Genomic DNA, 24,383 nt, shown 5'->3' on the forward strand with positions numbered 1-24,383 from the left:
AGAGGATAAACTGAGGCTAATCTTCAAATGGAGATGGATAATCACCGCAGTTACTCCCCGTTTTTCGTAGGTATTAACTTGTTGAAGTACGCTCAACAAGATATAATGGCATAGTAGAAAGCAGATTACATGTTGAAAGTGAGCGGAAACGATATGGGTCGTAAGTGGAATAATATCAAGGAAAAAAAAGCTTCAAAAGATGCAAATACGAGCCGGGTCTACGCTAAATTCGGCGTTGAGATCTATGTAGCTGCCAAGAAGGGCGAACCGGACCCGGAAGCGAACCGTGCACTGAAAGTCGTGCTGGAACGTGCCAAAACGTATAATGTACCCAAAGCCATTATTGATCGTGCGATGGAAAAAGCAAAAGGCAGCGGGGATGAGAACTATGAAGAGTTGCGTTATGAAGGCTTCGGACCGAATGGTGCGATGGTCATCGTGGATGCACTTACCAACAACGTAAATCGTACAGCGCCGGAAGTACGCTCTGCGTTTAACAAAAACGCGGGAAACATGGGTGTCAGCGGTTCTGTTGCTTACATGTTTGATCCTACAGCGGTAATCGGTGTAGAAGGCAAGAATTCCGAGGAAGTACTTGAACTTCTGCTTGAAGCAGACGTAGATGTACGTGATATCGTGGATGAAGACGAAGCGGTGATCGTATATGCAGAACCGGATCAATTCCACGCTGTACAGGAAGCATTCAAAGCAGCCGGTATTACGGAGTTCACAGTAGCCGAGCTGACCATGCTTGCGCAAAATCATATTGAACTTCCAGAGGATGCACAAGCTCAGTTCGAGAAACTGATCGATGCGCTCGAAGACCTTGAAGATGTTCAGCAGGTCTACCATAACGTAGAGTTCGTTTAAGAGAACGAGGCGATACGTGGTTTGATTGTAAAAAAAGAGTGTCTGACCAATCTACGGGATTGGACGGACACTCTTTTTTTGTTCGTTTATGAGTCAGACTGAAGTGTTCCAGGGGACTGCTCTGATTTTTCCGATTTCCCCCCACCGAACTTGAACAATACAATTCCCCCAACAATGACAAGTACACCAAGCAGCTGATTCCACGAAAAAGGAATTTGCTCCAGACCGAGCCACCCCATGGAATCAAATAGTAGCGCAAAACTCAGTTGGGATGTCAGTACGATCGAGATGGCATATGTGGGGCCAAGCAGCTTCATACCTTGCACGAGACAGAAGACCACACCAACACCAATGGCTCCACTGAGCCAGTACCAGAGTTGCATATGCTGAAAGCTGAATGTATTCTTGCCCTCCACGAGCAGAGAGATGAGGAACGAAGCAATGAATCCGGTGAAAAGCACCAACGTTGTTGTGGACCATGAACCGGTGCGTTCATTGACTTTGCTATTAAAAATCGTTTGCAGACTGACAAGTGCACCTGCCAAGAGCGCAAGCGAAATCCCTGTAATTAACATGGTTGTCGAACTCCTTATTCATAAATGTTGTGACCTGCTATTTCACGTAGACCCGATCGATCTTTGATCATAATCAATCCTTGATGTCGTTCAATTAACCCGTCTGCACAGAGCTTCTGGATGACCCGGTTCAGGTGTCTGTAACTGGTACCGATCAGATTCGCAATGTCGGTCAGATTGAACGCGTCCAGATCTTCGTGAACGACACTACCAGCTTCTTCTGTCGAGATGGAGAGAAGGTAGCTGGCTAGCCGAACCTCAACGGGATACATCAGGTTGAAGTTGGAGAAGTTCGAGTCAATATAGAACTTGTGTGAGATGATTTTGAGCAAAAATTTAAGTAAAGGTGCATAATCGCCGGCAAGCTCAGCGAGCCATTGATAATGAATGCGAAGCATCACCACAGGTGAGACGGCCTGAACTGTATTGACAATATCGCTTTCACGGACATATTCTATGTCACCGACGACTTCAAGCGGTGACTTGAAGCAAAGCACCAGCGTTTTATCCTGAGCTGAGGTGGTGAAAATCTTGATTTTACCCTCGACCAACACGTATAAATATTCAGAGGCTTCCCCTTCACGACAGATCAGTTCACACTTCTCGAAGTGGCATAACGTCATATGGGGACGCAGGGGCTCGTGAAATACCTTTTCGAGTTGATATTGCTTCAGATAATGTATTAATTGTTGCTCGTTATGGATCTCTTCCACGCTGTTGTTCACCCCCGACGATATGTTTCAATTCTTCTCCAAAACTATAGTTTCATAATAATAACACCAGTCACCATTAAGGCAATGCCCAGAAATTGCGGCAGTTTCATCTTTTGTTTCACCACGCCGAACCATCCGTTGCTATCCACCAAAAAAGTCAGGAATAGCTGAGCAATGAGCAGGGCCGAGATCGTGAATGTAACCCCGATTTGCTGAATGGCCGTCACTTCACTGAAAATAATGACGGCGCCAAAAGCACCTCCAGCCAAGTACATGGGTTTTACTTGTTTGAGTCCTTGAAGGTTGGTGTCTCTAACAAACATTAGGATCAGCGCTGCTAATATGAATCCTGTCAGTTGTGTAATCGTAGCGGCCTGCCATGTGCCCATGTCGGTGCTAATCCGAGTATTGGCAACACCTTGGAGCGTGATACACGCGCCGCCCAGTAATGCAAAAATAATTCCTCTCATATGTACGCTCCTTATTCAATCACTTCGACTTCTATTATTAAATGATAAATTGACTCTGAACGCCAAGGACAAATGTCCTGAGCTTTGAAGTCACAGCATCTAGAGTACAATAAAGAACCCGGGAAATCCAGTTGGGGCATGAAGAGATGCGCGGTAATGCGCGGGAGCACTCATTTTTGGTGAGCATGATCTCTAATGAACCAGTGACACCTTATTGTATTGATTCGATTGAATTGAGAAATCTAGGGGACCTAAGCGACGTTAAATGGGTCATGTCGGTTAGAAATGGGCGGTAAAACAGGGGGGGATGAAGGAATAGGGTGTCTACGATTCGTTACTTTTGAGAATCGGCAAATCTTAGCTCAATAGAGTGTGTCAGGTACGTTAGCTATCCAGGAAATGAAACGAGAGTCTGCCCAGCGTCCCCGGAGCATAGTAAGTATCCAAAGCTCCAGGGTAGGACAGGCAATGAGATTAGATGCAATGTAATCAGCTAGAAAATCCACTCCGTACAAATCAATGATCCTATTAGATCACAGTGTACACAGGCTTCTCGCCTACAAAACGAACAGACAATTCGGGAAACCGTTCTGCCAACCTGTCTGCCAATAGATTCATTCCCGGAGCCTCGCTCTCAGCATGCCCCAACATGATCAGTGCCTTGGACTTGCCTTGTTGTACGGCATCACGGATATATTCCGGTGTCTCCCACTCGAATCCTTCCCCAGCAATGATGAGGTCCAATTGCTCATTCTGAATCAAGGGAATCGTCACATGTCCATTACCACGAAAACCTACCAATACCGCTGCGCGTCTACAGACTATTTCCGGATTGCCTGCAACGCGGACATAATCGATCCCTAGGCAACGTTTCACATGGTGAGCAATAGCTTGGGCAGTGCTTCCTTCCGGAAAAGAAAGGATGTCTGCTTCCGGTATTCGTTGCTCCACATAAGAGGACCATCCCAAGGCCTGAATCAGTCCTTCGGTAATGCCATCCGGTTGGAAGCGGTGGATGATATCATGACATCGATAGATGGAGATGCCTGCTTCGTCGATCAACTTCCTTTTGTCCGTATAAACCAAATCAGTTGCAAGCCAATCCGTATGACTGTGATGATTATAAAATGGAGATTCATGCGCAATGATTAAGTTAGCACCTTGCTGTATGGCTTGTTCAATCACATATTGTGTGGGCATAAAAGCGATGACAATACCTGTGACCTTACAATCAAGTGAGCCGGTAATGAGCTGATCCACCGTGTTTTCCGGCAATTCAATGTTATCTGTGAGATGAAGTACAACGTCTTGAACAGTAAGATCCATAGATTGTATTCCTCCAATGACAAGATATAAAAATAGTGTAACATGTTCACAACTGAAATCTACTGCCATCCAGATTATGGGGTCACTTTTATGGTTTTCGGTTAATACTAAACATACAGATTACAGCGAGTTAAGATAACAACGGAGAAAAGTGTTAACTTGGTACTGATCTTGGATTCGTATAGTTTTCTCAAACAAGAATAAGTATACTTACATAGAGTCTTTATTGCATGAAATGAGCTGTTTGCAACGAACACAGTTTTTATTTCAATATATACTGAGATTCAGTTGAGGATAAGCACTCATTGGCAACAACAGAACAGATTGTGAAAGGGGATTACTACGATGACAGCAACAACTATTATGGAACGTCTGAAGAGCGAGACAGCTCATTACCACAGACAAGTAGAACAGAACCCTTATGCAAAAGCCATTATGAATCAAACTGTGACTATAGAAGAATATAGAACATATCTAGAAAAGTTTTATGGATTCCTCAAACCGCTGGAAGACCAGGCTGTACAGCAGCCTTTCTGGGAAAGTACGGGACTGGATATTGAGATTAGAGGCAAGGCTGAACTCTTGGAAAAAGATTTACGAAATCTGGGTGCATGTGAAGAGGAAGTTAGCCAACTTCCGCGCTGTAAAGAACTGCCGGATATTTCGACACCTGCCCGTTTGTTTGGATACCTGTATGTCATTGAGGGGTCCACGAACGGTGGACAGATCATGACCAAACGTTTGTCGCAGTTCCTGCCCATTGAAGCAGATCGTGGTTTGGAATATTTCAATGCCTACGGCTCAGAGACAAGAACAAGATGGAGCGAGTTTACGGGTTTGCTGCAGCAGTCCATCAGCACGCCAGAAGATCATGACAACATGGTACACAGTGCATCAGAGACATTCCGACTGCTGGATCAATGGATTAATACGGACAAGTAATTTAAAAGAAATCTATATAAGTTGAACTAATCATTTCCACTTATATAACATCATGAGAGGGGATTTTCCTGGCCATGGCCGAACCGAAGTCCAAGAAAGAACAAAATTTGTTGAACCGCACATTGCTTCATCAGGGAACATACACAAATGATCCAATAGATCTGAATAACTGTGATAAAGAACCGATTCATATCCCCGGCTTTATTCAACCTCATGGTGTTCTTTTGGCCATCAATACCAGTATTATGCCAACCATTGTTCAGTGTAGCCAAAATACGGAGGACCATCTGGGCATTGCCTGTGAAGATATTCTGGGCATGCCTTTGGAGAACCTGATTGGCCAGAAAGAAGTAAGCAAACTGTTGGGTAGCAGCTTCAATGCGGATGTCACCTCTGACCTGCATTACATGGATCTAACCATTAAGGTATCCGGTGAGGAACGGGTATTCTCTTCTGTTCTTCATGAGAGTGAAGGTCTGCTCATTCTGGAGATTGAGCCTTTTTATGAAAAAGAGGACATGGAGACTACCGACTTTGAGTGGATATCCCGTTTCTTTGGCCGGATGAAAAGTACAGACAGTCGCGTGGAGGCAAGTCAGATTGCAGCTGAACAGGTCAAGGAAATGCTCGGTTACGACCGGGTAATGATCTATGAATTTGACGAGCAATGGAATGGTAAAGTTATTGCTGAAGCGCGTGAACAAGAACTCGAACCATTCCTGGGACATCACTATCCGGCATCGGATATACCCAAACAGGCTCGAGAGTTGTATCTTCGCAATTGGCTGCGGACTATTGTAAATGTAAATTATAAACCCGTCGAGATTGTGCCTACGCTACAACCGCTCACTGGCAAGCCGCTGAATTTGAGTCTTTCGGTCCTGCGCAGTGTATCTCCACTTCACATCGAATATCTGCATAATATGGGTGTAGGTGCGACCGTAACGATCTCGCTCATTCATAACAATGAGCTGTGGGGACTCATCACATGCCATCATTATTCGGCCAGATATGTACCCCATCGCGTACGGAATCTGTGCAATTTCCTGGGGGCATTCTTCTCGAATGAATTGTTCCAGCGTCAGCAACTCGATGATTATCAATCAGAGATTCAATCACGTGAAGCCGCTTCACGAATTGCCAACATTTTTATCGGTAACACAAGTCCTGCCCGAGTGCTTGAGGAATTGCAGGGAGAAGAAGAGACGGTGTTAAACCTGATGGGGGCTGCCGGAGCAGCAATCTGTTACCAGGACAAGTTGTTGTTGTATGGTGAAACGCCAACCAGCGGCCAGATTCGGGAACTGGCAGGTTGGCTTGCAGGAAAGTCTGAGGATTACAGTTACTATACTTCGAAACTGAGTTCAGAGTATGAAACAGCCAAAGCTTATCCGGATAAGGCTTCCGGGGTTATTTATGTTGCCATTTCGCCTGGACAGCATAACTACATGATCTGGTTCCGACCTGAGGTCGTCCAGGTTGTCGATTGGGCGGGTGACCCTGCCAAAGCGGTGCTCAAGACGGATGACGGCATGCGGTTGTCTCCTCGTAAATCATTCGAGAAATGGCGTGAGGTTGTAAAGTCAACTTCATATCCATGGGCTACGAAAGAGCTGAGCGTGTTACCTTTACTCAAAACCATTGTACGTCGGCAGACGGAGAACCAGTTGGTTCAGGCCGAAGAACAGGCCCTGCAGAATGCTCGTATTTTGCGACAAAATGAACAGCGTTATTTGCAGTTAATGGATTACTCGCCCGTGGCATTCTTTACTTTGACTGACGGTCAGATTATCTACTGTAATACGAAGGCTGCCGAGTTGCTCGGGTTCGAGAGTTCCAAAGACCTGATGGGCAAGGACTTCAGGGCGTTTGTACCTGAGCAAACAAGAGTCACATTACAACAGAATTTTGAGGAATTAAAGCACAATAATACAAGTTTGATTACCAGCCAGTCGTATTTCACTACAGCAGCAGGTACCTCATTGTTGCTTGAAATTACACTTGCTTCTGTTACGCACGCGGGTAAGCCTTCCGTAATGGTACTTCTGCACAGTGGAGCGTCCCATCATGAACAGGACAATTACACTGAAACGACGAGCCAGCTGCAAAATTACTTGAACACAGATCCGTTAACAGATATGCCAATTCAAACGGTATTCAAGTCTCAGCTTCAGGATGACTGGGATGATTGTTTGGAGGAGAAATGCAGTCTGGGGTTGCTCATTATAGATATCGATGATTTCCGTTCATATAACGCGGCATACGGACTTCAGGGAGGAGATCTGTGTCTGCAATGGATCGGTGAGGTACTTACTGTGGTCAGTGAGCAGCACAATGCACTAATTTCCCGTCTTCGCGGAGGTACATTCATGTTGAAAATGAAGAGCACAACTTCTGAAGATTCAGCACAGCTTGCGGAAGAGATTAGACAACATGTTCTGGCTCTGCAGATCCAGCGAGAATCATCGGGTCCGAGTGGAATCGTCACGGTTAGTGTCGGGGGTGCAGTACTGGTACCTGATGAGCAGTCAAGTGTATCCGAACTGATTGAAAAAGCTACTCAAGCGCTGGCCCAAGCGAAGAGTGAAGGGAAGAATCGAGCGATCGTTGTCTGATTTTAGGGAAGGTACCCTTACTGCTGAAAGGAATACACCTGTATGATCAATATCATATGAATATGAACCAAAAGAGAGCAGAACTGCTCTCTTTTTTGGTTTTAATAATGTGTTAATTTCATCACCGCAGACACAGCACTAGTGTTATAATGATCCCTATGGATACACGTGTTCGTATTCTGCCTTGGAGGAGGGTGAGATAACGTTCTATGAAAGACAACTCTAGACAATTGGAATTCATGGAGATAGATCTGAGCGAAGAACCCGTAACAGCATCAGTTCCGGTTCCTGATCGTTCAACCATTGTGCAGTCTGCACATGATACGATGCAGCATCGTGGAGTCATATTGTCCTCGGAGAAACGTTTTGTAGAGGAAGCAAAGCAATGGTCAGAGATGGAAGGAGATGTATCTCCCTGGGTTCCATTTATGAGCTACTGGCCAACGTATGGTGTAATGAACGAAACCCAACGCAAGTGGTATATGTTTTGGAGGAAGGAAGTTCGTCAGGGGAGGTACCCGGATACTGATCTGTCCTATCTATTTGTTCATATATATGAGTTGATTAACGGCATTGGCTGGCAGAATGCTCAGGATGGTTATGATCAATTAAAGCAGCTATGGGTGAACTACCGTGAACGGCTTCCTCAATTAAATATATATATGCAAGAGTGGATGGTCGATTATGTGCTGGTCCATCAACTGGACATGTTTTTATCCGAGGTCATGGGCCTTTCGGGCGGTTATCTGCCAGCAGAGATGTTGGATAGGGAGCTGCAACGTATTCTGCAGGATAAGGTATCGGATATTTCGCTGAATATGCTGCAAAGATACTATGATTACGATATTACACTCAGTAAGTTCTATAGAGATGGCGGTAAAGAAGTGATGGAGCAGTATATTCCACGGGTCACGGCCTTGGTTCATTCGTACCTGGAACGTACGCGAGAAGTTGGACTGTTGCCAGTGTTTCAACCCAATGATGAACGCACGGTGGAGCGCATACTGTTTCGCAAAGCGGTCTATGATGATTCGATCTATGGAAGATCGGTATCATTCAGATATATGCCCATTGGTGAACAGGCTGAATTTGTACAGATGGTTACGCGGATCTATCGATGTACTGAAAATAAACTTCGTGAACTGCTCGGATTCAGAGGACGATTGCGTGGACAAACATTAGAGCCCGAACTTGCGAATCTGATTGAACGATACCTGGACAAAGCATACGCGACCGAGCAGGCTGAGGCTGTGGAGCAACCGGTGATCCGTATTGATACGGAGAAACTGGCATCGTTACAGCAGGAAAGTGAGTACGTGCGATTGGCGCTTACAATTGAGAATGATCACCCTTCTGAAGTGAAGGATGACGAGGTTAACAACGCAGATATTACAAGCAATCGAGTAGATGCACTGGAAACAAGGAATGAGATCACTTCAACTGAAGGTCCCATGGGGCCAGCTCCATCTGCAGTAGAGATTGCAACAGGAGCGCAAGTAGAATCTATTAGGTTGCAGTGGGGCGAGTCTGCTGAGGCTGATCTGGATGAAGAATGGCTGATCTTTGCCAAGGAACTCTCCCCTCAGCAGGTGCAGACGATTCATGTTCTACTTGGCGCAAGTCCAGATACGGAGCTGATGCGTCTGGCTGAGCAATATGGAACGATGCCTACGCTTTTGCTGGATGAAATTAATGATGTAGCTATGGAAACGATCGGTGATCTTCTGATTGATGGTGATCGGATTGTTCCTGATTATATAGATGTGTTCGAACATGTGAAGAGGTGATACGCAGTGACAGAACTTAAAATACCGAAGCGGCTGACCACCGCACTTGTAAATTCATTAACGGCGGGTGTTGTCCCGCGTATAGGACTGGAACAGATTGCAGTTGGCCGGAAATCGGAAGTGGAAGCCATTTTGCGAGATATGGACAATATTGCGGAGGGTGGCGCAGCGTTCAAACTCATTACCGGCCGTTACGGTAGCGGTAAAAGTTTTCTTTTGCAGATGATTCGTAACTATGCGATGGACCGGGATTTTGTTGTGGCAGATGCCGATCTGTCGCCAGAGCGACGATTGGTCGGTACCAAAGGTCAGGGACTTGCGACATACCGCGAACTGATGACTCGTCTGTCTACACGCACACGTCCGGATGGGGGAGCGTTGGAGCCGATTTTGCAAAAATGGATCGCAGGGTTGCAACAATCCACGATGCAGAGTCAGAACTTGCGCCCGGATGATCCCGCTCTGCCGCTTGAGGTAGAGAAACAGATTTATGCGGTGACGGGGGAGATGCAGAATCTGGTTCACGGCTTTGATTTTGCTAAAGTACTGGCGTCATACTGGAACGGATACAAGCTGGCTGATGATGATCGCAAACAGGCGGCCCTTCGCTGGCTTCGAGGAGAATTTGCAACCAAAACGGAAGCGAAAAAAGAACTGGCTGTTGGCGTTATCATTGACGATGACAACTGGTATGACTACTTCAAATTATGGTCTGAATTCACAGCGCGCATTGGTTACAAAGGATTGCTGTTGTTCATTGATGAAGCGGTGAATCTGTACAAAATTACAAACAGTGTCTCCCGTCAAAGCAACTATGAGAAATTGCTGACCATGTTCAATGATACGATGCAGGGCAAGGCAGAGCACCTGGGTATATTTGTAGGTGGTACGCCGCAATTTGTGGAGGATGAACGGCGCGGACTATACAGCTATGAAGCGCTTCGCTCTAGGCTTATTGAGGGTCGTTATGCAACCAAAGCGTATGCGAATTACACAGGTCCGATCCTGAAGCTGGCGATGTTATCGCATGAAGAGATTCTGATTCTGCTCCAGAAGCTGCGACAGATTCATGCCTTGCATTTTGGATATAGTGCAAGTCTTACGGATGAACAATTGGTTGATTTTATGCAAACGGCGGTGAACCGACTGGGGGCGGATGAATTGCTGACCACGCGTGAAGTGGTACGAGACTTTATGGATGTACTGCATACGCTCCACCAGAATCCTGAAGTGACTTATAATCAATTACTTGGTGAACGGGCTGTCAAACCTCAGGAAACGGGCAAAGGGGCGGATGCTTCCGCAAATTCGGATGATCTGGACGACTTTCTGGCGGAGTTTGAATTATGAGTGATAATCCATTCTATCGGCTGGCGCCATTCGTGCAGGAATTTATTTATAAAAAAAGATGGGAATCGCTTCGGCCTGCTCAGATCGAGGCCTGCAATATCTGTTTTCATACCCCGCATCATATGCTGATTGCGGCAGGCACGGCCTCCGGCAAAACGGAGGCGGCTTTTTTTCCTGCATTGACCGAGCTGCATGAACGGCCTTCCAAATCAGTGGGCATTTTGTACATTGGACCTCTGAAAGCCCTGATTAACGACCAATTTGAACGTCTTAAGGATCTGTTAACCGAAGGAAATATTCCGGTTTGGCACTGGCATGGGGATGTGCCTCAGGCGGAGAAAACAAAACTGATGAAAAATCCGTCCGGTGTGCTTCAGATTACGCCAGAATCGCTGGAAGGTCTGCTCATGAATCGACCGAATGCGATCCCGGCGCTGTTTCATGATCTGCGCTATGTCATCATCGATGAGGTGCATGCTTTCATGGGAGCGGATCGGGGCATTCAAGTACTCAGCGAGCTTGCCAGAATCGAGCGTATGGCTGATTGTGCACCGCGAAGAGTGGGCTTGTCCGCTACGCTTAGTGACTATGATGCGGCTACATCTTGGCTTGCTGCCGGAACACAGCAGGGAGTGGATGTGGTCTCTTCTCCAGGTGGTCGCAAGCTGCGACTGCGGGTGGAACATTTCTCTTTTCCAGATGCCCAGGATGAAGAGCAGGCGGAGCAGCTTCATAACGCACGCAAAGCTTACTACGACTTCATCTATGAGAGCACACATCGTAAAAAAGCGTTGATCTTCACCAACAGCCGTACGGACGCTGAGGTCACTATTCTTGAGATGCGGCGGGTCGCTGCTCGCAGGCAAGAGCGTGATGTGTTCCATGTGCATCATGGAAGTATCTCCGCCATGCTGAGGGAGGAAACGGAAGCCGCCCTCCGTACTGGAGCAGGCCCCGCGGTTGCTGCGGCAACGGTCACGCTCGAACTGGGTATCGATCTGGGTGAACTGGAACGTGTGGTTCAGCTCGGTGCACCGTATAGTGCTTCCAGCTTTGTACAGCGTCTGGGACGTTCAGGGAGACGAGAGGACATGGCATCAGAGATGCTTTTTGTATGTCCGGAGGAAGAGGATGAGGAAGCGCAATTGCCAGCACGTATGCCGTGGACGTTGATGCGTGCGATTGCTGTTATCGAACTATATGTAAAAACGAAGTGGGTCGAGCCGCTTGAAGCCCGCAAAATGCCCATAGGTGTGCTCTACCATCAAACGATGAGCATGCTGAAAAGTATGGGGGAGGCGGAGCCGAGAGATCTTGCAGAAGCCATCCTGTCGCTGGCCCCATTTGCGTTGATTAGACCTGATCAATATCAGGCTTTCCTGAATTACCTCATTGAGACGGATCATCTGCAATGGACAGAGGATCGAACATTGATTATCGGTCTGACAGGTGAGAAAATCGTGAACAATTATCGCTTCTACGCCGTGTTTAAAGACGATGAGGAACATAAAGTATTAAACGGCTCAGAAGAGATTGGTTCGATTACAACCGTGCCCCCACCTGGCTATTGCTTCTCGCTCGCAGGCAAACTGTGGAAGGTGGAAGAGGTCGATCACAAGCACAAGGCTGTGTATGTGAAGTCTGCAAAAGGTAAGGTAGATACGTTATGGCTTGGAGCGGGAGGAGATATTCATACGTCGGTGGTACAGAAAATGCGTGAAGTGTTGTCCGACTCAGTGATCTATCCTTACCTGTCACCACAAGCCGTCAATCGACTTGAACGGGCGCGCCGCTTAGCTCGTGAAAGTGGACTGTTGAAGCAGGTTGTCATTCCGGCAGGGGGAGATTCGATGTATGTTCTTCCTTGGGTGGGAAGTAAATCATTCCGTACATTGGAGCGCCTGATGAAGCATAATCTGTCCAAGAAACTTGCCTTGCGGTCCGTTGTGCCGATGGAGCCATATTATTTTGTGGTGTCCGGCAAGGTCGATGAACGAACATTATTAGCCGAGATCATGAGTGAGTGTCGGACGGCTGAAGACGCATCTGCGTTACTGGCTGAAGATGAAGCTCCTTATCTGGGCAAGTATGATGAATTTGTCGCGCCGCCTTTGATCCGTGAGGCTTTTGCCGTGGATGGGCTGGATCTGGATGGATTGAAGACAGGTTTACAGCAAACATTGGAGTGGGACTCCTCAGGCTCTAATCGAACCTGACGTTTTTTTATGCGGAATAGGGTTGACACCATCTCACCTCCCATGTAATATATGAAAAGTCGTCACACACGAAATACATCAAATTGCATATATCATTTCGTATAACCTCGCAGGCCGAAAGTGTACACAGGGCGAGGGTCTCTACGGGAAGCCTATACTTCCTAACTACGATGCCAAGGAATCAATGTATTCCTTGCTCGTAGTTAGGATTTTTTGCATTTAGATGGTGTCTGTGACCTTGGCATGAACCAACATGCGGGCGTATTTTTCTTATCATCAGGAGGTTTATTCACAATGAAATATTATCTGTCCGTTCTCGCGGGAGCGATGAGCTATGGCATATTATCCACGATTGTGGTTCTGGCGTACGGCGAAGGATATAAACTTGGAGAGGTTGTGGGAGCACAGCTGATTACGGGCTTTCTTCTATCCTGGATGCTGGCGCTATACACAAGATTTAGAACAAAACGTAAGTCACAGGCAAATGGCAAAACATCAGGAGCCGTGGCACAGGTATTCAAGCGGTTGTCGTGGAAACAACGTCTGTTATTGATGGCTGCTGGAACACCAACGGTAATTACAGGGCTCGTGTATTATCAGTCTTTGCGTTATATCCCGGCTTCACTTGCCATTATCCTGTTGTTCCAGTTCACATGGATTAGCGTATTGATTCAGGCGATAAGCAAACGTCAACGTCCAGACAAAGTCACGTTCCTGACGTTGATCATTCTGTTTGGTGGAACCTTGCTGGCAGCGGGTTTCCTGGAACAAGGATTGGGTGAGTTTAACGGTCTGGGTATTACGCTTGGACTAATGGCAGCCGTAAGTTATTCCCTGTTTGTCTTGTTCAGCGGCAAAGCGGTTCCTTCAGCGCATCCAGCCTTCCGCAGTGCGTGGATGGTTACAGGCGGATTGATCCTTCTGTGCATTTTGTTCCCGCCGACATTCCTCTTTAACGGATTGATCTGGAGCCAGTTGCTTGTATTTGGATTGTTACTTGGATTCTTCGGGGCATTCATTCCACCCGTACTGTTTGCTATCGGCGTTCCGCATATTGGTGGTGACATGGCCGGAATCTTGGGTGCAGTGGAGCTTCCAATTGCAGTTTTGTTATCCTCAATCGTGCTCCATGAGCATGTCAGCGGATTGCAATGGTTCGGAGTTATCATTGTACTCATTGGTGTAGCCCTGCCAGAGTTGTATAAATTACGTATGAGACGAAGTCGGAATACACCGATATATTCCTGAGTTATACAAAAAGGGATATTGCGAAGTATGAACGGGAATACCCGTAGATAAGCCTGAGAAATCAGGCTTTTTTTATTGAAGTAATATGGCTCAATCGCAATAGCCCAGAGGGGTCATTTTCATTGTCACGCGAATCAGGTATGCTTAAAGAATAAATCCGTCTGTGGATTGAATATGGATGGGACATCGAATGAGGAGTGTTTATATGAAAAGCTGGTTTGGAAAAACATGGCCTTGGTTAACGCTGGGTCTGACCGTTGTTGTATTGCTTGGATCATTTTTGGTTTATTTTATGGGCAAAGACGTATCCCCAGGATCGGGAAGTGCGGTAACAGCACAAGCCGAGACTCCGGAGGATTTGAAGGGATATGAAGTCATTGATGTGGACGTGAGCAACGATGGTTTTGGACCAGACGTTATCGAGGTGAAAGCTGGTGTACCGACCAAAATCAACTTTATTCTGACCCGGTCGGTGACACATGTGAAATCAGTGGGATCACAAAAGCTTGGCATGGATCTATACATGCAAAAGGGACCCAATTATTATACGGTCGACAAAGATCTGCCCAAGGGAGAATATGAGATCCATTGCGGCATGTACATGATATATGCAACGATTAAGGTCGTATAAGCAGAAGGAGCATGGTTTCGGGTTACCGAGCTTTGCTCCTTTTTTTGGTGCGTGATATCATGGGAAAGTGGGTAAAATCGATCAGGAGGTGGCGAAATGAAAGCGCTATTTATTGGAGGGACAGGCACCATCAGTACGGCCATTACGGAGATGCTTGCACAGCAAGGCTGTGAACTGTATTTGATTAATCGAGGCAATCATAACGATGACTTACCTAGTGAGGTCAACGTACTTCAAGCGGATATTAATGACGAGGCACGTGTAGCGGAACTGATTGCTGATCTGGAATTTGATGTTGTGGCGGATTTTATCGCTTTTGTACCGTCTCAATTGGAGCGAGATTACCGTTTGTTCAAGGATAAAACCAAGCAGTTTATTTTTATAAGTTCAGCATCAGCGTATCAGACACCTCTGGCAGATTACCGAATCACGGAAGGAACGCCATTATCGAATCCATTCTGGGAGTATTCGCGCAACAAGATTGACTGTGAAGACTATCTGATGAAACAATACCGCGAGCACGGATTTCCAGTGACCATCGTGCGTCCGAGTCATACGTATGGCGACAAATCGGTACCTCTCGGTGTTCATGGTGCTCAAGGCAGCTGGCAGGTTCTCAAACGCATACGTGAAGGTAAACCCGTTATCATCCATGGAGATGGTACCTCACTGTGGACCATTACGCACAATACTGATTTTGCCAAAGGGTTTATCGGGCTTATGGGAAATATCCATGCCATTGGTGAATCGGTACATATCACCTCAGATGAATCTGTCACCTGGAATCAGATTCATGAGATTATTGCCGGCGTGTTGGGAGTTAAGCTTCATGCGGTACATGTACCTTCCGAGTTCTTGGCAGCATGTAGTGACCAGGATCTTCGCGGCGGTTTGCTGGGGGACAAAGCCAATACCGTTGTGTTTGACAACAGTAAGCTGAAACGGCTTGTTCCGGAATTTGTAGCAACGACAAGAGCTGATCAGGGCATTCGAAGTACGATTGAGCACATTCTGGAGCATCCTGAGTTACAGACCGAAGATCCGGAATTTGATGCATGGTGTGACAAGGTCGTTGGCGCATTGGACGAAGCGTTATTAAAGATCAGAGATGAGAAATGAGAAGTAAGCGTTCATGATCAAGTGTTTACATTCATGCTCTTAATCGTTATAATCAAGAAAAAATGACACTTGTTAGGGGAGGCACCCCAACTTAGGACATCGTTCCTTTGTTGGGGTGCCTCCTTTTTTTTGTGTGCCAAAAAGGAGAGTAGACGTTGAAGAAATCAGGAAAACGTGTGAAAAAACAAGTGAAACAGTTAACCAAAGTGGTACTGGCATTTGCATTATTATCACCTCAAGCCCTGCTGCTTGAATGGGGCGCAACGATGGTAATGGCTGAAACGGTTGAAACAATCGGGATTGTATCCGACACGTCCAGCATGAAGGCTGTACAGTCATCCAAGGTGAAAGTAGAGATGAACAGTGATGGCAAATACAGAATTGTATTACTACCAAACACAAATGTATTTTATGGTGGTGATACAGGGAATGTATCTACCATTATCGACCATAATGGATCACCCGTGAACTTCAAAACATTGCCTTTGAATTATTACCGAATTAACAATAATGTGATTGAAATGTCCCGGCAAAAGGACAATGTGGAATATATTTTGCGTGTTTCTATCGTTAATGCTACCTCACAAGGTGGGTACATGAAGGTTGAACTGGAAGCTATTAACCGAAGTGGAACGGCACTAAATTTGGGTGGAACATTTTATTGGGATACGATGGTGAATGGCAATGATGCTTCTCCATTTGAAGTCATTGAGAATGGATGGCGCAATTACAGCGGGGGTGTTCAGGTCACGGCTTTTTATGCAAATACGTACAATGTTGTGAATGCAGATCGCATATATATGGGTCAGTACAGCAGCCCAGACAGCGCCCAACTCACAGGAGGGTCTTCACCTTCAGCGTTCACTCCAGGCCAGACCGTTACGGCGAGTGATACAGCTGCACAATTTTGGTGGGACGCCAAGACAACAGCGAATCAGGCTTCACGTAAATTTTCAACCATTGTGGGGATTGGCCCCAAAAATGCTCCACCTTCATTTACCTTAACAGCACCCTCTTCGGGACAAACCTATTACAAAGGCGAGCAACTTCAGATCTCTGGTACAACGCGAGATACGGATGTAGGCGACCTGTTGACCGTGAAATGGTCCATTGATGGTGGGTCCGAGAACATTCTTACCCAGATGACCGCAACGGGTTCAAATCAGTCTTTCAACACCAATTACACATTGCCTGATACCCTGCCAGATGGCACACACACATTGCAAGTATGGGTCATGGATGACAAAGGTGGGGTGTCCTCCGCAGGAACCGTTAACTTTACGGTAAGAAGTTTTGTTGTGCCCGGAACGCCGACATATTCATTGGTTAATTCTAATAACTTGACGGTAAATTGGGATAAGAAGGCGAATGATGCATCCGTTACCTATGAACTGAAGAATATGACGACGAACCAGATCGTGGATACAGGTATGTCAAACAGTCGGCAAGTGACAGGGCTCACTCCGAATACCAGTTATTCTTTTGCCGTACGGGCCAAAAATTCAAGTGGTTCCTACACGGGTTACTCCAGTCCAGCTTCCAAGTATACACTGGCTAATCCACCTGCTGCGGCGGCTGTGACACAATCAGGCAACTCTGTCACAGCGAGCTGGAGTAATAATAGCAATCCTGACGGCACTCAGTACAAAACCGAAATACGCAGTCCAGGTGGGCAAGTTCTCGCAACGGGAACAACAACTTCCACTCGTACAACGTTTACCCTGACTGGACTCGCGGATGGAAAATATGAAGTATTTGTTGCGGCACTGAATGGAGAAGGGATACAGACCCCATTTATATCCGCTGGAGAGATGATGAAAGATACGACGGGCCCAACTGCTCCTTCTGTTACACTCACGCCATCCTCATGGACCAAGGAAGATGTTCTAGTCACGGTTGAAGAGGGAAAAGATGCCTTGAGCGGAACTCAAAAGACTGAAGTGAAAGTCGGTCTGGCAGGAGAATGGCGTGAATACAGTGCTGCGTTTACCGTAAGCAGCGAAGGCAACACAACGGTTATGGCACGCAGTATGGATGCATTTGGTAATACAGGACAGGAAACGGCTGTGACAGCCAGGGTAGATCGGACAGCACCAACGCCACCTGTCATCTCGTTGAATCCGCCCGAATGGACAAAAGCGGCAGTAATTGTGACATTAACAGAGGGTACGGACGCAGCAAGCGGCATTGGTCTGACACAGTATAAGCTAGGAAGCGAGGGAGAATGGATCGACTACAGGACCCCTTTTACACTCAGTGAAGAAGGGATAACCGAGATTTATGCACGAGGTGTTGATCGGGCTGCCAATGTCAGTGCTTCCACTTCGGCAACAGCCAAAATCGACAAGACTGGGCCTGAGCAACCAACGATAAGGTTAAGTGAAGAGAATTGGACGAATCAGGATGTAACTTTTGCAATAACCAGTGGTGAAGATGCAGGCAGCGGGCTTGCCAAGAGCCAATATCGACTGAGCGAAAAAGGTCCCTGGATCGATTACATGGGCGAAGTGAAGGTTACCGATGAGGGAGAAACGATCGTATATGCACGCTCACTTGACCATGTAGGCAATATAAGCACGCTTGCTCAGGCAAAGGTTAGAATCGACACGACAGCGCCAACCGAACCGATAATTAGTTTAAGTTCTGCTGGATGGAGTAACGAACATGTACAATTTACGATTGCTGGTAGTGTGGATGAACGAGCGATATCCTATGAATACAGCATGAATGACGGTCCGTATATGGCAGGAAATATGGGTACAGTAAGTACAAACGGGGCTACTACCATTCGGGCCAGAGCAAGGGATACCGTTGGCAATGTAAGCAAGGAGGTCAGTCGAATCGCCTATGTGGATCAGATGGCGCCAACCATTACATTTTCACCGAACGGACATGACTGGACAGACATGGATATGTCCACTACCATTCAGTATGCCGACGATCACTCAGGCATTCAGGAACTGGAACGATTTTATCAAATTACGAACAGTGCAGAATCACCGGATCATTGGCTTGAGGCACGCTCTGACGAGCATAAAATATCCATCGAATCGGAAGGCATATGGTACATCCATGCCAAAACCATGGACAGAGCAGGCAATACATATGAGACAACATCATCACCTTACCATGTTCAACGCAAGCCCGAGCAGCCGAAACATGTGAGAATGACACAGATCGCGGAGACATCAGCTGAACTTACAGTGGATTTGCCAACGGGGGAAAGATATACCGATGGATATCAGTATGAGATAACGAATAAAACGACAGGACAGTCATGGACACTGGATTATCCTAACCACAGTATAATCGATCACTCCCTAAGCGGTGGTCAGGTCTATGAATATGAAGTTAGAGTGAGAAACCACACCGGAGTAAGTGATGCAGTAAGCGCTCAAGTATTAACGATCCCGGCAGCTCCCGGAACGTTGCACGTTCGAAAAGTAGATTTCCAGCCCAATTTGGCCGAAATTCAATTTGATTCAGTAAGGGGAGCAGATGCTTACCGCATCATCGCTGCTACTTTGGACGGCTCCACCGTGTTTGATCAGACAGTATCTGACCCTGCCAACCTACCCTATATCAGTAACCTCGTCCCAGGAACCATGCATAACATCTCGGTCACGGCAATGAATGAAAGTGGGGCAGGCGGTAGTAGTAGAACCGGATTTCTCACACTGCCGGCAGTGCCCGGTGAATTCATGGCTGTTCAAATTCGGGAGCATGATATTTCATTAACATGGGAGACAGTGACTTCTGCAACGTATTATGGTCTTTCGCGTGATGGAACAGCCATATATGAAGGAGAACAGACGGAGTATCTGGACTCGGGTCTGGATAGCGGAACGGAGTACAGCTATACGTTAATTGCCGGAAATGAGACAGGAACAGGACCGTTGGCAGGATTACCCTTGCTCAAGACGTTACCTGGACAGGTGTCCGGCTTACAGGTATCAGATGCTTCTACAGCGAGCCTTCGTCTGAATTGGGAAGCAGTACGAGGAGCCGATCGTTATGAGTTATTGTTGAATGGAGAGAAGTCGGGAACGGTTCCTGCTGGAACCCAAGAATGGGTCTTTGCGGGACTGAGTTCAGGAACATCTTATCAACTGGATGTACAAGCAGTGAACGAAAGTGGACAAGGTATGCGCAGTTCGGTGTCAGGAACAACGCTACCCGAGAGTCCGTCGGGACTTCATGTTGTTCAAGTAACTGAACAGGGAGCGATCTTGAGCTGGGAGCCTGTAGTTGGGGCAATGAAATATGAGGTGGTCATCAATGGACAGAGCCATGAGATATCAGATACACAACTGTCAGTTCACCATCTGTCAAGCAGTCGTGAGTATACCTATGAAGTAAAGGCGGGCAATGCTGCCGGGTACGGTGCATCCACCCGTAGTACAATTCTTACGCTACCTGGCAGGCCGGAAGGACTGAATGTCACATGGACTGGTGAAACAAGTATGGGGCTTGCATGGCAAGCTGTAGATACGGCGAATCTCTATATTGTGAAAATCAATGGCATAGAAGTGGGCAGAACAACAGGACTGGCCTACACGGCTGATGAATTGTTGCCAGGTACAGAATACATGTTGGAAGTTCAGGCTGTGAATACTTCGGGTTCGGGTGAGACAGCGCAGCTCATCCGATTGTCCAAACCTGTGTCGCCTGACGAGATAATTGCAGACCCAGCAGTACATCGGGCAAAAGTTTCCTGGTCGGTCGTGGAAGGCGCCGCTGAATATGTGATTGAGCAGAAGGGCAAAGAGATCTATAGGGGAATTGAGAATGAAGCCACGATTACAGGGCTCCAGGATGGAACGTGGCATCATTATCAACTATGGGCGGTCAACAGACAGGGGACTCGTTCTGAAGCGACAGATGTATCGCTGCTGACTTTGCCTGAGAAACCCGCTAAGGTTGCCGTATATGATGTGGCCAAAAACAGCCTTGGTCTGGATTTCAGCAACACAGGTGTCCAAGGGGCAGATCAGTACGTCATTGAACGGGATGGGAGAGAGATTGCTCAAATGGATTCAACTGAAACCCAATTCGTGGACAAGGATCTGTCGCCAGGAACGAAATACACTTATGTGATTCGGGCAGTCAATGCGAGTGGAACGAGTGCTCCGCTTACTTTCAGTATAATGACTCAAACTTTGCCATTGGTTGCAGAAGGGATCACAGTGAACGCTGAAACACATAAGGTGGATCTGGCTTGGGAAGTTGTTAAGGGAGCGGCTGCCTATGAGATTCGCAATCGGGTAACGGGAGATGTGCAGAGCGTGTCTGAACCGTCTGTACATCTCAATAGTATGCTGGATGGTACAGCGTATGAACTCGAACTCATCGCGATTAATGAAGAGGGTCATCGGTCAGAGTCTATTCAGATTCAGGTTTTAACGAAACCTATATCCCCTCAGACGGCAGGCATAACACACATCACAGATCAGACTGCGGTGCTGGATCTGACTGGAAGCTCTACACGGGGAGCAGAGCAATTCATCATCATGCGGGATGACGTTGAAGTCGCTAAGGTTCCGGCAGATCAAAATTCATTTGAAGATCATGGTCTGACACCAGGAGAGCGTTACCTGTACACCATCAAAACATCGAATGCAACGGGTGAGAGTGATTCTGGTTTCGAAGTTCACGTGCGAACGTTGCCTGCGACCATTACTGAACCTTTACATGCAAGTATAATTGGGGAAAAAGAGGGATTAATCTCTTGGCCAAAGGTACAAGGTGCTGAGGGATATACCATATGGATCGGAGATCAGATGTTCACCACTATTGAAGAAGGGGATATTACCGAGGTGAGATTAACTCATCTGGAGAGTGCAACCCGATATGATCAGGTACAGATTATTCCTTATAATACGGCTGGTTCAGGAAGCCCAATGACCGTGACTCCTTTTTATACCTTGCCTCATGTTGATTCACTGGAAATGAAGATATACCCGGAGACAGACCATGCCAAATTGGAATGGGACTTCCCTTATGGGAACGAAACATTCGTTGTATTGCTGGATGGTACAGAAGTATACCGTGGCAAGCAAAAAGAGTTTATCGTTGATCAACTGGATGCAGGCAAGCAGTACCCGATTGAAATTTACACAGAGAATGATCAGGGAGATGTATCGGAGATGAAGGCGTATTCTGTCCTGACCAAGCCAGCAGCGCCTGCCAAAGTGGAGTATCATTCGGTGAAGGACCACATTCGTCTTCTATTGGAACAGAGCCGGGTTGAAGGTGCCGAGCAGTTCATCATTGAGCGTGACGGTGTGGAGGTTGCTCGTGTTCCTGCTGACGAAATGTTCTATGACGACAAGGAACTTGAACCGGGCGTGAACTACAGCTATACGGTCAAGACCATGAATGCTTCGGGCAGTAGTGATGGTGGTTATTACCTTCATGCAATGACTTTGCCCGGTAGTGCTGCCTCACCTCCTGTAATAGAGGGGCGTTCAACGCATGGTGCAGACATCGTATGGGAACTGATTCCTGGTGCTGCGGGTTATCGAGTCTATCGAAATGAAGAGCTTGTGGGAACAACAACGGAGACATCCATACATGTGACTGAATTGAACAGTGCCGAGCGTTATACTGACTTTGCAATCATTCCATATAATGAGGCAGGAGAGGGAGATGCGCTCCAGGTTCCGGAATTCGAGACGTTGCCTTCCGAAGATCTGACAGTAGCAGCCGTAGCGCAAGGCACTAATACGATTAAGCTAACTTGGGAACTGGATTCAATGAATGAGGTGATTGTAATCACCCATAAAGATCGTGAGATCTACCGTGGTACACAGCGCAGTTATGTATGGACAGGACTGAATGCCGAGCAGCATTATGAGGTGGTTGTATGGACGGAGAATTCGGCAGGTGAGAAAAGTGAAAGCAAACGGGCCGCAGCCATGACTTTTCCGTATCCACCATCCGCCTGGAGCGGTAGTGGTACAGCTTCAAATCCAGCAGATACTTCGGTAAAAGCCGATGAGGTGAGTTCACAACCTGAACCTTCTGATGAGCAACCTGAGTTACCTGCGAAAAAAAATATCAAATTTATTGATATCAGCCAAACCTTTAATAAGGATCAGATTACCTGGCTGGCGGAACAAAATATCATTCAAGGTGTAAGTGAAACTCGCTTCGAGCCACGCCGTCCGATTACGCGTGCAGAATTTACCGCATTAATCGTACGTCTGATGGGTGTGGATACAACGGTTAATGAACAACAACATGGATTTCAGGATGTGAGTGCTAAGGATTGGTTCGCTCCTGAGATTGGGGCAGCCGTTCACCATGAGATGGTTCAAGGTATGGGAAACGGTAAGTTCGCTCCGTATGCGCTGGTAACACGTGAACAGGCATCCAAGATCATAGCCAATGTGGTTCGTAAGATCAGACCGGAACCGCTGACTTCCCCAAGAGCGTTTACCGACCAGACTGATGTATCTGATTGGGCCAAAGAAGAAGTGCAGGAGCTTGCAGGTTTGTACATGATTACCGGATATGAAGACGGCAGCTTCCGTCCCATGCAGCACTTAAGCAGATCCGAAGCTGCAGCGCTGATCTTCCGTTTAAATAAGCTGATTCAAGTTATGAATGAGAAGCATACAGATCAAGTGGAGAAAGCGTCAGCGTTCGATCATCATATCTAGATTGAATTGATTCTTACAAGTGATACTTTAATCATCGGCAGTAACGACATTACCGCTTGATTGGTTTTTAATGTTATAATAGGTTGCCAATATGATAAAAAAGGGTAATGAACAATGGTGATGAATAATGAATAATAAATTTATCCGGATATATGAAGATATTGCAGATCGTATTCGGACTGGAGAGATTGAGGCAGGCACGCTGCTTCAATCGGAACTGGATCTATCGGAAAGTTATCAAACGTCTCGAGAGACTATTCGCAAAGCATTGAAAATGTTGTACGAAGAAGGTTATATTCAGAAGATTCAAGGCAAGGGCTCAATTGTACTGGACATACGCAAGATCGATTTTCCCATCTCAGGTCTGGTTAGCTTCAAGGAATTAGCCAAAAAAATGGGACATCGCGCTCAAACGTATGTGAAGGTTTTCGAGGAGCAACAAGTGGATCAGGCGTTGCACAAGAAAATTAACTTTGGTCTGAACGAACAGGTCTGGGAGATCAGACGTGTGCGCAAAGTGGATGGAGAGCATGTCATACTGGACAAAGATTACATTAGCCAGCGGCTTGTTCCTGGGCTCAGCAAAGAGATCTGTAATGATTCCATCTATCAGTACATTGAGCAAGAGCTGGGGCTTTCCATTTCGTTTGCCAAAAAAGAGATTTTGGTGGAAGAACCCACCGCTGAGGACAGGGAATTACTTGACCTTGAAGGTTTCCACAATGTAGTTGTGGTGAGGAGCCAAGTCTACCTGGAGGATGCCAGTCAATTTCAGTATACGGAGTCGAGGCATCGACCGGACAAGTTCAGATTTGTGGATTTTGCACGTCGCAGATAAGTTAATCAAGATCGATCAG

At 46.7% G+C, this 24,383-nt stretch carries 15 protein-coding genes and 1 riboswitch; of the genes, 11 read left to right on the plus strand and 4 right to left on the minus strand.

The features are described 5' to 3' along the window. Positions 1-153: 153 nt before the first annotated feature. Entirely contained in the window at positions 154-870 is a 717-nt protein-coding gene (locus F0220_RS13445; RefSeq protein WP_091017712.1) for a YebC/PmpR family DNA-binding transcriptional regulator, read from the plus strand. A gap of 86 nt (positions 871-956) precedes the next feature. Here the strand turns inward: F0220_RS13445 and F0220_RS13450 are convergent, their stop codons facing one another. The 4 genes from F0220_RS13450 to F0220_RS13465 form a co-directional block, all read right to left on the minus strand. Then, a complete protein-coding gene (locus F0220_RS13450) occupies positions 957-1,445 on the minus strand; it encodes a DMT family transporter (protein WP_105598526.1) in 489 nt (162 codons plus the stop codon). Positions 1,446-1,459: 14 nt separating this feature from the next. Next, entirely contained in the window at positions 1,460-2,158 is a 699-nt protein-coding gene (locus F0220_RS13455; RefSeq protein ID WP_105598527.1) for a Crp/Fnr family transcriptional regulator, read from the minus strand. Positions 2,159-2,202: 44 nt separating this feature from the next. After that, entirely contained in the window at positions 2,203-2,628 is a 426-nt protein-coding gene (locus F0220_RS13460) for a DMT family transporter (RefSeq protein WP_036608521.1), read from the minus strand. Positions 2,629-3,156: 528 nt separating this feature from the next. After that, the gene (locus F0220_RS13465; RefSeq protein WP_091016740.1) at positions 3,157-3,954 is read right to left on the minus strand and encodes a Nif3-like dinuclear metal center hexameric protein; all 798 of its coding nucleotides are present in this window, start codon (positions 3,952-3,954) and stop codon (positions 3,157-3,159) included. Between the two features lie 345 nt (positions 3,955-4,299). On the opposite strand from F0220_RS13465, the gene F0220_RS13470 reads away from it, so the two are divergent. The 10 genes from F0220_RS13470 (at position 4,300) to treR (ending at position 24,364) form a co-directional block, all read left to right on the plus strand. After that, complete coding sequence (locus F0220_RS13470) at positions 4,300-4,896, plus strand: biliverdin-producing heme oxygenase (RefSeq protein WP_105598528.1); 597 nt, start codon at positions 4,300-4,302, stop codon at positions 4,894-4,896. 74 nt (positions 4,897-4,970) lie between these two features. Beyond that, a complete protein-coding gene (locus tag F0220_RS13475) occupies positions 4,971-7,511 on the plus strand; it encodes a diguanylate cyclase domain-containing protein (RefSeq protein WP_105598529.1) in 2,541 nt (846 codons plus the stop codon). A gap of 209 nt (positions 7,512-7,720) precedes the next feature. Then, a complete protein-coding gene (locus tag F0220_RS13480) occupies positions 7,721-9,298 on the plus strand; it encodes a TerB N-terminal domain-containing protein (protein ID WP_105598530.1) in 1,578 nt (525 codons plus the stop codon). A gap of 6 nt (positions 9,299-9,304) precedes the next feature. Then, positions 9,305-10,648 carry an ATP-binding protein gene (locus F0220_RS13485; RefSeq protein ID WP_105598531.1) on the plus strand — a complete coding sequence of 448 codons (1,344 nt, stop codon included), beginning with the start codon at positions 9,305-9,307 and terminating at the stop codon, positions 10,646-10,648. Further along, positions 10,645-12,864, plus strand: a complete 2,220-nt coding sequence (locus tag F0220_RS13490) for a DEAD/DEAH box helicase (RefSeq protein WP_105598532.1) — start codon at positions 10,645-10,647, stop codon at positions 12,862-12,864. Before F0220_RS13485 ends, F0220_RS13490 begins: the two co-directional genes overlap by 4 nt. 77 nt (positions 12,865-12,941) lie before the next feature. After that, positions 12,942-13,052: riboswitch (purine riboswitch) on the plus strand. 106 nt (positions 13,053-13,158) lie between these two features. Further along, entirely contained in the window at positions 13,159-14,112 is a 954-nt protein-coding gene (locus F0220_RS13495; protein ID WP_105598533.1) for an EamA family transporter, read from the plus strand. Between the two features lie 205 nt (positions 14,113-14,317). Continuing rightward, entirely contained in the window at positions 14,318-14,743 is a 426-nt protein-coding gene (locus tag F0220_RS13500; RefSeq protein WP_017688751.1) for a cupredoxin domain-containing protein, read from the plus strand. A gap of 96 nt (positions 14,744-14,839) precedes the next feature. Next, entirely contained in the window at positions 14,840-15,862 is a 1,023-nt protein-coding gene (locus F0220_RS13505; RefSeq protein ID WP_105598534.1) for an SDR family oxidoreductase, read from the plus strand. A 155-nt stretch (positions 15,863-16,017) separates the two neighbouring features. Then, a complete protein-coding gene (locus tag F0220_RS13510) occupies positions 16,018-23,526 on the plus strand; it encodes a fibronectin type III domain-containing protein (protein WP_149846572.1) in 7,509 nt (2,502 codons plus the stop codon). 127 nt (positions 23,527-23,653) lie between these two features. Then, positions 23,654-24,364: a trehalose operon repressor gene (treR, locus tag F0220_RS13515; protein ID WP_076249494.1), complete on the plus strand. Its 711-nt coding sequence runs from the start codon at positions 23,654-23,656 to the stop codon at positions 24,362-24,364. Positions 24,365-24,383: the final 19 nt, after the last annotated feature.

Origin of the sequence: Paenibacillus sp. 37, assembly GCF_008386395.1 — a bacterium.
In the GTDB taxonomy this organism is placed as follows: Bacteria; Bacillota; Bacilli; order Paenibacillales; family Paenibacillaceae; genus Paenibacillus; species Paenibacillus amylolyticus_B.